Raw genomic sequence first — 10041 nt, 5'->3', positions numbered from 1 at the left:
GGCGGCGCTCGATCTCACAGGCGCTGAAGATGCTCCGGCTACCCTTGCCAGGAACCATAGAATCTCCCACAGGGTGGTACCTCGGGCCTGAGCTTTGCGCGGTCCTGTGGGAGCTGGCTTGCCAGCGATGGGGCCACTACAGGCGATCAAGGAACATGGGCCAACCGCGCCCTGCGGGCACGCCAGCCGGCCACCAGCGATGGCCCCAACGCCACCAGGGCAGAGCCGAACACCACCGTCACCGCCCCCACATAGCCCAGCGCATTGATATCTTCAGCGTGCACATAGTCAGGCCATACCAGCGCCGCCAACGCCACTGCAACAAAGGTCACCAGCGGCGTCAGTGCCAGCGTGGCACTCACCCGTGATGCCTCCCAGTGTGCCAGCGCTTCGGCAAACGCGCCGTAGGCCACCAGGGTATTCAGGCAGCACGCCAGCAACAGCCAGCCCTGCACCGGGGTCAGTTGCAACGCCTGCAGCGGGTGCACCCAGGGCGTGAGCAGCGCGGCGCAACTGAGGTAGATCACCATCATGACCTGCTGCGAATGCCACACCGTCAGCAACTGCTTTTGGCTCAGCGCATAGAACACCCAGATGCTGGTGGCCAGCAATATGGTCAGCACACCCGTGGTGTAGGCCCCCAGCGAGGTCAGCAGTTCGTCCAGGCGCTGGTTGAAGAACAGGCCAAACCCCGCCAGCAGCACCAGCAGCCCTACACCCTGCCCCAGGCTGAAGCGCTCACGGAACACGAACACACTGGCCACCAGCAGCAACACCGGGCCAATCTGCACCACCAACTGTGCAGTACCCGGGCTAAGCAGGTTGAGCCCGATCAGGTACAGCACGTAGTTGCCCATCAAGCCGAAGACAGCAACGGCCACCAGGCCCTTGCCCTTTGCTGGCAGTTTACGAATGGGGGGCAACCGCCGCTGGGCCGCCAGCCAGGCAAACAGCAGGCCGCCCGAGACCAGCAAGCGGTACCAGGTGACGGTGATCGGGTCGACCACTTGCAGTACCTGCTTGAGCTTGATCGGCAGAATGCCCCAGAGCAGCGCCGTCAAGAGTGCCAGGAACAGGCCATAGCCCCAGCGGCCGGAAGTGGTATGCATAAAGTCCTCGATCAAGCCCGTGGTGGCGATTGCTTGATTCTACGGGCTTGCTGGGGAGGTGCGGGGGAACGTGCCGAGAAAAGAATTCATCAGGTCATTCTTTTGCAGCATGGCTTGAGGCCAAACCCGGCAATCTACTTCTTGTGCTTGGCAAACGCCGCCTCAAGCGCCTCGTTGATGGTGCGCAGCACCTTCACCCGGGCCCAGCGCTTGTCGTTGGCCTCTACCAATGTCCATGGCGCAATCTCGCTGCTGGTACGGTCGACCATGTCCCCCACGGCCTGGGCGTAGTCATCCCATTTGTCCCGGTTGCGCCAGTCATCCTCGGTGATCTTGTAGCGCTTGAACGGGATCTGCTCGCGCTCTTCGAAGCGCTCCAGCTGGGTCTGCTGGTCGATGGCCAGCCAGAACTTGACCAACACCACCCCGGCGTTCACCAACTGTTCCTCGAAATCATTGATCTCGCTATAGGCGCGCATCCAGTCAGCCGGCGTGCAGAACCCCTCTACCCGCTCCACCAGCACTCGGCCATACCAGGAGCGGTCGAAAATGGTGAACTTGCCCCGCGCCGGTATGTGCCGCCAGAAGCGCCACAGGTAAGGCTGCGCGCGCTCTTCCTCGGTGGGCGCGGCAATCGGCACGATACGGTATTGGCGCGGGTCCAGCGCAGCGGCCACCCGGCGGATGGCTCCGCCTTTGCCGGCAGCATCGTTGCCTTCGAACACCGCCACCAGGGCATGGCGGCGCATCCGCTTGTCCCGCAGCAGCCCGGCAAGGCGGGCCTGCTCGGTCACCAGCTGCTCTTGGTAATCGGCCTTGTCCAGGCGCACGCTCAAGTCCAGCGCCCCCAGCAGGCTGCGGTCATCGATGCTACGCCCCAATGGGGCCACGTTCCCCTGGTGCTTGCCCTTGGGGTTGTTGGCCAGCGCGGCCTGCAAGCTTTCCAGCAGGATGCGCCCGACCGCCAGGCTACGGTAGTTGGGGTCGACCCCCTCGACGATGTGCCACGGTGCATAATCGCGGCTGGTGCGGCGCAGCACGCGCTCGCCAAAGCGTACGAAGCGGTCGTAGGTTTTCGACTGCTGCCAGTCCAGGGGGCTGATTTTCCAGCTGTGCAACGGGTCGTCCTTCAGCGATTTCAGGCGCGCCTTCATCTGCTTCTTGGACAGGTGGAACCAGAACTTGATGATCAGCGCACCTTCGTCGCAGAGCATTTGCTCCAGGCGTTCGGCACCGGTGATGGCCTGGTCGAGCACGGCATCCTTGAGCACCCCGTGCACCCGCCCCTGCAGCATCTGGCTGTACCAGTTGCCAAAAAACACGCCCATCCGCCCCTTCGGCGGCAAGGCCCGCCAGTAGCGCCATGCCGGCGGCCGGGCCAGCTCTTCGTCGGTTTGCTGGTCGAAGGTCAGCACATCGATCATGCGCGGGTCCATCCACTCGTTCAGCAGCTTTACCGTCTCACCCTTGCCAGCGCCTTCAACGCCGTTGATCAGCACGATCACCGGGAAGCGCGCCTGCTGCTTGAGTTCGTACTGGGCTTCGAGCAGGGCCTCGCGCAACGCGGGCACCTCGGCGTCGTAAGCCTCCTTGTCGATGCTGTGGCCGATTTCGGCGGATTCGAACATGCATGGGCTCCTTCAATGGATAACCAAGACTAGCGGAATTCGAAGCTGCAAGCTGCAAGCTGCAAGTCGCAAGTCGCAAGTCGCAAGTCGCAAGTCGCAAGAAAACGTAAGCCATGCCACCATCTGCTTTTTCTAGCCACTTGCGACCTGCAACTTGCAACTTGCAACTTGCCACTCATCTCCAGCGAACCAGCCATGCCTGAATCCACCCTTCTCCAGCACGCCCAGATCGACTGGGACGACCAGGGCCGCCCCCATTCGCGGCAGTACGACGACGTCTATTTCGCGGTCAACGAAGGCATCGAAGAAACCAAGCATGTGTTCCTCGGCCAAACCCGCCTGGCCGAGCGCTTCGCCAACCTGCCCGCACACAGCAGCCTGGTGATCGGCGAGACCGGCTTTGGCACCGGCATGAACTTCTTCTGCGCATGGCAATTGTTCGACCAGCACGCGCCCAGTGGTGCACGCCTGCATTTCGTCAGTGTCGAAAAGTACCCCCTGGGCGCTGCCGACATGGCCCGCGCCGTACGCCTGTGGCCGGAGCTCGCCGCCTACACCGAGCCGCTGCTGGCCCAGTATGTGGCGGTGCACCCCGGCTTTCAGCAGTTCACCTTCGCCGGGGGCCGGGTCACCCTGACCCTGCTGATCGGCGATGTGCTGGAGCAGCTACCGCAGCTCGATGCACAGGTGGACGTGTGGTTCCTCGACGGCTTCGCCCCGGCCAAGAACCCCGACATGTGGACCCCGCAGCTGTTCGCCCAGTTGGCGCGGCTGTCCCACTCAGGGACAGTGCTGGGCACCTTCACCACCACCGGCTGGGTGCGCCGCAGCCTGGTCGAAGCGGGCTTTGCCATGAAGAAGGTGCCGGGCATCGGCAAAAAGTGGGAAGTGATGAGCGGCGCCTACGTCGGCGCCCTGCCCGCCCCTGGCGCCCCCTGGTATGCACGCCCGCCCGCCACGCTGGGCCCGCGCCAGGCGCTGGTGATCGGCGCCGGGCTCGCCGGCAGCGCCAGCGCGGCCAGCCTGGCCCGGCGTGGCTGGCAGGTGACCGTGCTGGAACGCCATGCCGCCGCCGCGCAGGAAGCCTCGGGCAACCCGCAGGGGGTGCTGTACCTCAAGCTGTCCGCCCATGGCACGGCGTTGTCGCAGCTGATCCTGTCCGGCTTCGGCTACACCCGGCGCCAGCTCGAACGCCTGCAACGGGGCCAGGACTGGGATGCCTGCGGCGTGCTGCAACTGGCGTTCGACGCCAAGGAAGCCGAGCGCCAGGGCAAACTGGCTGGCGCGTTCGACCACGACCTGCTGCACGCGCTGCAACGTACCGAGGCCGAAGCCGTCGCCGGGGTCGCCCTGCCGGCTGGCGGGCTGTTCTACCCCGAAGGCGGCTGGGTCCACCCGCCTGCCCTGTGCCAGCAGCAGTTGCAGCACCCTGGTATCCGGCTGGTGACCCACCAGGAAGTCATCGAACTGCGCAAAGTGGCTGACCAGTGGCAGGCCTGGGCCGGCGAGCGCCTGCTGGCCAGCGCGCCGGTGGTGGTTCTGGCTGCAGCCGCCGAGGTCCGCCGCTTCGACGCCTGTGCCGGGTTGCCGCTCAAGCGCATCCGCGGCCAGATCACCCGCTTGCCGGCCACCGTCGGCAGCCGGGCACTTCGCACCGTGGTGTGCGCCGAGGGCTACGTGGCACCGCCGCGTGGTGATGAACATACCTTGGGCGCGAGCTTTGATTTCAACAGTGACAACCTGGCGCCGACGGTGGCCGAACACCAGGGCAACCTGGCGTTGCTGGACGAGATATCGACCGACCTGGCGCAACGCCTGGGCGTGGCAACGCTGAACCCTGAGCACCTGCAAGGGCGGGCCGCATTCCGCTGCACCAGCCCGGATTACCTACCGATTGTCGGGCCGCTGGCCGATGCACAGGCGTTTGCCGACACCTACGCGGTACTGGCGCGTGATGCGCGGCAGGTGCCGCAAGCCCCTTGCCCCTGGCTGGACGGGCTGTATGTAAACAGCGGGCATGGCTCGCGCGGGTTGATCACCGCGCCGTTGAGTGGGGAACTGCTGGCGGCGTGGGTGTGCGGGGAGCCGCTGCCGGTGCCTCAAGGGGTGGCGCAGGCTTGCCATCCTAACCGCTTCGCCCTGCGCAGGCTGATACGGGGCAAGTGATGGAGCCGGGGCTGCGGTGCAGCCCGATCGCCACACAGGGCCGTTCCTGCAAGGCAAAACCGGTGTCGCGATTGGGCAGAAAAGCGTCGCAGGCCGCAGCCGCATATAACAGATTGTTCTAAAACTCTCATAAAGCACATGGGTCAGTTCCTTAAGGTGCCCTAATCCGGGGCACCACCTCCCCAACGGAAAAACCGGTAAGGACTTATGTGCGGATTAGCAGGAGAGTTACGTTTCACCCCCATCGGCCAAGCGCCACGCCCAGCCGACCTGGCGGCGGTAGAGCGCATTACCCATCACCTGGCCCCACGCGGCCCGGATGCCTGGGGCTTCCATAGCCAGGGCCCGATAGCCCTCGGCCACCGCCGCCTGAAAATCATGGACCTGTCCGACGGCTCGGCGCAGCCCATGGTCGACAACACCCTGGGCCTGTCCCTGGCATTCAACGGTGCCATCTACAATTTCCCCGAGTTGCGCCAGGAGCTGCAGGCCTTGGGCTACCAGTTCTGGTCGGACGGCGACACCGAAGTGCTGCTCAAGGGCTACCACGCCTGGGGTGCGGCGCTACTGCCGAAACTCAACGGCATGTTCGCCCTGGCCATCTGGGAACGCGATAACCAACGCCTGTTCCTGGCCCGCGACCGCCTGGGCGTCAAGCCGCTGTACCTGTCACGCAACGGCGAGCGGCTGCGTTTTGCCTCGACCCTGCCAGCGCTGCTCAAGGGCGGCGACATCGACCCGATGCTCGACCCGGTGGCGCTCAACCACTACCTCAACTTCCATGCCGTAGTGCCGGCACCGCGCACCTTGCTGGCGAACGTGCAAAAGCTGGAACCCGGCACCTGGATGCGTATCGACCGCCACGGCGAAATCGAGCGCCAGACCTGGTGGCAACTGCAATACGGGCCCAACGCCGATGAGCGTGAGCTGGACCTGGAAGGCTGGACCACCCGCGTACTGGACGCGACCCGCGAAGCCGTGGCCATCCGCCAGCGTGCCGCCGTGGACGTGGGCGTGCTGCTGTCCGGCGGTGTCGACTCCAGCCTGCTGGTCGGCTTGCTGCGCGAAGTCGGTGTGGACGACCTGTCGACCTTCTCCATCGGCTTTGAAGATGCCGGCGGCGAGCGCGGCGACGAGTTCCAGTACTCCGACCTGATCGCCCGGCACTACGGCACGCGCCACCACCAGTTGCGCATTGCCGAGCACGAAATCATCGACCAGCTGCCTGCCGCCTTCCGCGCCATGAGCGAGCCGATGGTCAGCCACGACTGCATCGCCTTCTACCTGCTGTCGCGGGAAGTGGCCAAGCATTGCAAGGGCGTGCAAAGCGGCCAGGGCGCCGACGAACTGTTCGCCGGCTACCACTGGTACCCGCAGGTGGACGGCGCCGACGATGCCTACGCGGCATACCGCAACGCCTTCTTCGACCGCAGCCACGACGAGTACCGCGATACTGTGCAGGCGCCGTGGTTGCTGGATACCGATGCCGCTGGCGATTTCGTGCGCGAGCATTTCGCCCGCCCCGGCGCGCCGCAGGCGGTGGACAAGGCCTTGCGCCTGGACAGCACCGTGATGCTGGTCGACGACCCCGTCAAACGGGTCGACAACATGACCATGGCCTGGGGCCTGGAAGCACGCACCCCGTTCCTCGACTACCGCCTGGTAGAGCTGTCGGCACGCATTCCGGCGCGCTTCAAGCTGCCAGACGGCGGTAAACAGGTGCTCAAGCAAGCCGCACGGCGGGTGATCCCGCATGAAGTGATCGACCGCAAGAAGGGCTACTTCCCGGTACCGGGCCTGAAGCACCTGGAAGGCGCCACACTGGGTTGGGTACGCGAGCTGCTGACCGACCCCAGCCAGGACCGTGGGCTGTTCAACCCAGCCATGCTCGACCGCCTGCTTAGCAACCCGCACGGCCAATTGACGCCACTGCGCGGTTCCAAGCTGTGGCAACTGGCAGCATTGAACCTGTGGCTGAGCGAACAAGGACTCTGACCGATGAAACCCCACGAAATCGCCTACGGTCAGCGCCTGCTGCGTGGCCAGGCGCCGTCCTACGAGCGCCTGCAGGCGCGCCTGGCCGGCGACGGCAGCCAGCCCCACCAACAGCCGCGTGCCGTGCACTGCGGCTGGGGCCGGCTGCTGATTGGCCACACCTATGCCGAGCCGGCCGACCTGGCCGACGACCTGTTAGGCGAGTGCCCAGGCGAACGCGATATCGCGCTGTATGTGGCAGCACCGCAGCAGGTGCTGGCGCAGGCGCCACAACAGTTGTTCCTCGACCCATCCGACACCCTGCGCCTGTGGTTCACCGATTACCGCCCAGCCCAGCGGGTATTTCGCGGTTTTCGCGTGCGGCGGGCGCAGAACCCGGCTGACTGGCAGGCCATCAACACCTTGTATCAAGTGCGCGGCATGCTGCCGGTCGATGCCGACTTGCTTACCCCTCGGCACCTGGGCGGCCCGGTCTACTGGCTGGCTGAAGACGAAGACAGCGGCGCGGTGATCGGCAGCGTCATGGGCCTGAACCATGCCAAGGCTTTCGATGACCCCGAGAACGGCAGCAGCCTGTGGTGCCTGGCAGTCGACCCGCACTGCACCCGCCCCGGCGTGGGTGAAGTGCTGGTGCGCCACCTCATCGAGCACTTCATGAGCCGTGGCCTGGCCTACCTCGACCTTTCGGTGCTGCACGACAACCGCCAGGCCAAGCGCCTGTACCAGAAGCTTGGCTTTCGCAACCTGCCCACCTTCGCCGTCAAGCGCAAGAACGGCATCAACGAGCAACTGTTCCTCGGCCCCGGCCCACAGGCCGACCTCAACCCCTATGCACGCATCATCGTCGACGAGGCATTGCGCCGCGGCATCGAGGTACAGGTGGATGACGCCGCCGGCGGGCTGTTCACCCTGAGCCTGGGCGGCCGGCGCATCCGCTGCCGAGAGTCGCTCAGCGACCTGACCAGCGCCGTGACCATGACGCTGTGCCAGGACAAGCGCCTGACCCAGCATGCCCTGCGCACTGCCGGGCTGCAGGTGCCGGCGCAACAATTGGCCGGTAATGCCGACGATAACCTGGCCTTTCTCGACGAGCATGGCGCGGTGGTGGTCAAGCCCGTTGACGGCGAACAAGGCCAGGGCGTAGCGGTAAACCTGACCTGCATCGACGACGTGACCCAGGCGGTCGGCCATGCCCGCCAGTTCGATAGCCGGGTGTTGCTGGAAAGCTTCCATGCCGGCCTCGACCTGCGCATCGTGGTGATCGGCTATGAAGTGGTGGCAGCGGCCGTTCGCCACCCGGCCCAGGTGCTGGGTGACGGCAAGCACAGTGTGCGCCAGTTGATCGAGGCCCAAAGCCGTCGTCGCCAGGCCGCTACGGCGGGTGAAAGCCGTATCCCGCTGGATGAAGAAACCGAACGTACCCTGCGCGCTGCGGGCGTGGGTTACGACGACGTACTGCCCCCCGGCCAGCGCCTGGCCGTGCGGCGCACCGCCAACCTGCACACCGGCGGCACCCTGGAAGACGTTACCGCCCGCCTGCACCCGGTGCTGGCCGACGCCGCCGTGCGCGCTGCCCGGGCGCTGGAAATTCCGGTGGTCGGGCTGGATTTCATGGTCCGTGATGCCGAACAGCCCGAGTATGTGATCATCGAAGCCAACGAGCGCGCCGGCTTGGCCAACCACGAACCGCAGCCAACGGCCGAGCGTTTCATCGACCTGCTGTTCCCGCATAGCCGGCCTTTGGCGTAAACCAGTGCCGGGCTCTTCGCGGGTTCACTCGCGAAAAGGCCGGCACAGGAGCAAGGAGTATTCAACCATGTCCGAGCGACACCCCGAACCCGATCTCGAATACCTCAAGCGCGTGCTGCTGGAGATGCTGGCCATCCCCAGCCCGACCGGTTTCACCGACACCATCGTGCGCTACGTGGCCGAACGCCTGGACGAACTGGGCATCCCCTTCGAGCTGACCCGTCGCGGCACCATTCGCGCGACCTTGAAGGGCCGGCAAACCTCGCCCGACCGCGCCGTATCCGCGCACCTCGATACCATCGGCGCCAGCGTGCGCCAACTGCAGGACAACGGCCGGCTGGCCCTGGCGCCGGTTGGCTGCTGGTCCAGCCGCTTCGCCGAGGGCAGCAGGGTCAGCGTGTTCACCGACACCGGCGTGTTCCGCGGCAGCGTACTGCCGCTGATGGCCAGTGGGCACGCCTTCAACACCGCCATCGACCAGATGCCGGTGAGCTGGGAACACGTGGAAGTCCGCCTGGACGCCTATTGCGCCACCCGCGCCGATTGCGAGGCGCTGGGGGTGAGCATTGGGGACTTCGTGGCCTTCGACCCACTGCCCGAGTTCACGGACAGCGGCCACATCAGCGCCCGTCACCTGGACGACAAGGCCGGTGTCGCGGCGCTGCTCACCGCGCTCAAGGCAGTGGTGGAGAGCGGCCAGCAACCGCTGATCGACTGCCACCCGCTGTTCACCATTACCGAGGAAACCGGGTCGGGCGCAGCGGGTGCCCTGCCTTGGGACGTCAGCGAGTTCGTCGGTATCGACATTGCCCCGGTGGCGCCCGGGCAAGCCTCCAGCGAGCATGCCGTGAGCGTGGCCATGCAGGACTCGTCGGGGCCCTATGATTACCACCTGTCGCGGCACTTGCTGAAACTGGCCGGCGACCACGACCTGCCGGTACGCCGCGACCTGTTCCGCTACTACTTCAGTGATGCCCATTCGGCGGTAACGGCCGGGCACGACATTCGCACCGCGCTGGTGGCGTTCGGCTGCGATGCCACCCACGGCTATGAGCGGACGCACATCGACAGCCTGGCGGCCCTGAGCCAGTTGTTGTCGGCGTACCTGCTCAGCCCACCGGTGTTTGCCAGCGATTCACAGCCGGCCAATGCCTCGCTGGAGCGTTTCAGCCACCAGTTGGAACACGATGCGCAGATGGAGAGCGACACGCGCGTGCCGGCGGTCGACAGCCTGGTCGGTAACAAGGGCTGAGGCCCTGGGGCCGCTTTGCGGACCATCGTCGGCAAGCCAACTCCCACGGGGATCGCATCAGGGCAGACAGGTGTTTGCCACAAGGTATGCAGCGCCTGTTAGAGCGAGCGCCGCCCGCGCGGCGCATCGCGAGCTGCGCTCG

6 protein-coding genes are annotated in these 10041 nt (G+C 65.7%); 4 read left to right on the top strand and 2 right to left on the bottom strand.

From position 1 onward, the window contains the following. Positions 1–146: 146 nt before the first annotated feature. Positions 147–1109 carry a DMT family transporter gene (locus EGJ22_RS24890; protein ID WP_009681695.1) on the bottom strand — a complete coding sequence of 321 codons (963 nt, stop codon included), beginning with the start codon at positions 1107–1109 and terminating at the stop codon, positions 147–149. 134 nt (positions 1110–1243) lie between these two features. Beyond that, the gene (gene pap, locus EGJ22_RS24885; RefSeq protein ID WP_009681696.1) at positions 1244–2737 is read right to left on the bottom strand and encodes a polyphosphate:AMP phosphotransferase; all 1494 of its coding nucleotides are present in this window, start codon (positions 2735–2737) and stop codon (positions 1244–1246) included. 195 nt (positions 2738–2932) lie between these two features. Between pap and mnmC the strand changes: the two genes are divergently transcribed. From mnmC to EGJ22_RS24865, 4 genes are all read left to right on the top strand, one after another. Further along, positions 2933–4903: a bifunctional tRNA (5-methylaminomethyl-2-thiouridine)(34)-methyltransferase MnmD/FAD-dependent 5-carboxymethylaminomethyl-2-thiouridine(34) oxidoreductase MnmC gene (gene mnmC, locus EGJ22_RS24880; RefSeq protein ID WP_125920444.1), complete on the top strand. Its 1971-nt coding sequence runs from the start codon at positions 2933–2935 to the stop codon at positions 4901–4903. Positions 4904–5110: 207 nt separating this feature from the next. Beyond that, positions 5111–6898: an N-acetylglutaminylglutamine amidotransferase gene (locus tag EGJ22_RS24875; RefSeq protein WP_054890563.1), complete on the top strand. Its 1788-nt coding sequence runs from the start codon at positions 5111–5113 to the stop codon at positions 6896–6898. Between the two features lie 3 nt (positions 6899–6901). After that, positions 6902–8647, top strand: coding sequence for an N-acetylglutaminylglutamine synthetase (ngg, locus tag EGJ22_RS24870; RefSeq protein ID WP_009682070.1), 1746 nt, complete (start codon positions 6902–6904; stop codon positions 8645–8647). A 67-nt stretch (positions 8648–8714) separates the two neighbouring features. Then, positions 8715–9899, top strand: coding sequence for an osmoprotectant NAGGN system M42 family peptidase (locus tag EGJ22_RS24865; RefSeq protein WP_009682071.1), 1185 nt, complete (start codon positions 8715–8717; stop codon positions 9897–9899). The last annotated feature ends 142 nt before the right edge of the window (positions 9900–10041 follow it).

The organism is Pseudomonas sp. p99-361 (genome assembly GCF_003935475.1).
GTDB classification, from domain to species: domain Bacteria; phylum Pseudomonadota; class Gammaproteobacteria; order Pseudomonadales; family Pseudomonadaceae; genus Aquipseudomonas; species Aquipseudomonas juntendi.
Note: the sequence above shows the minus strand (reverse complement) of the source record. Positions and strands in the feature narration are given on the sequence as shown.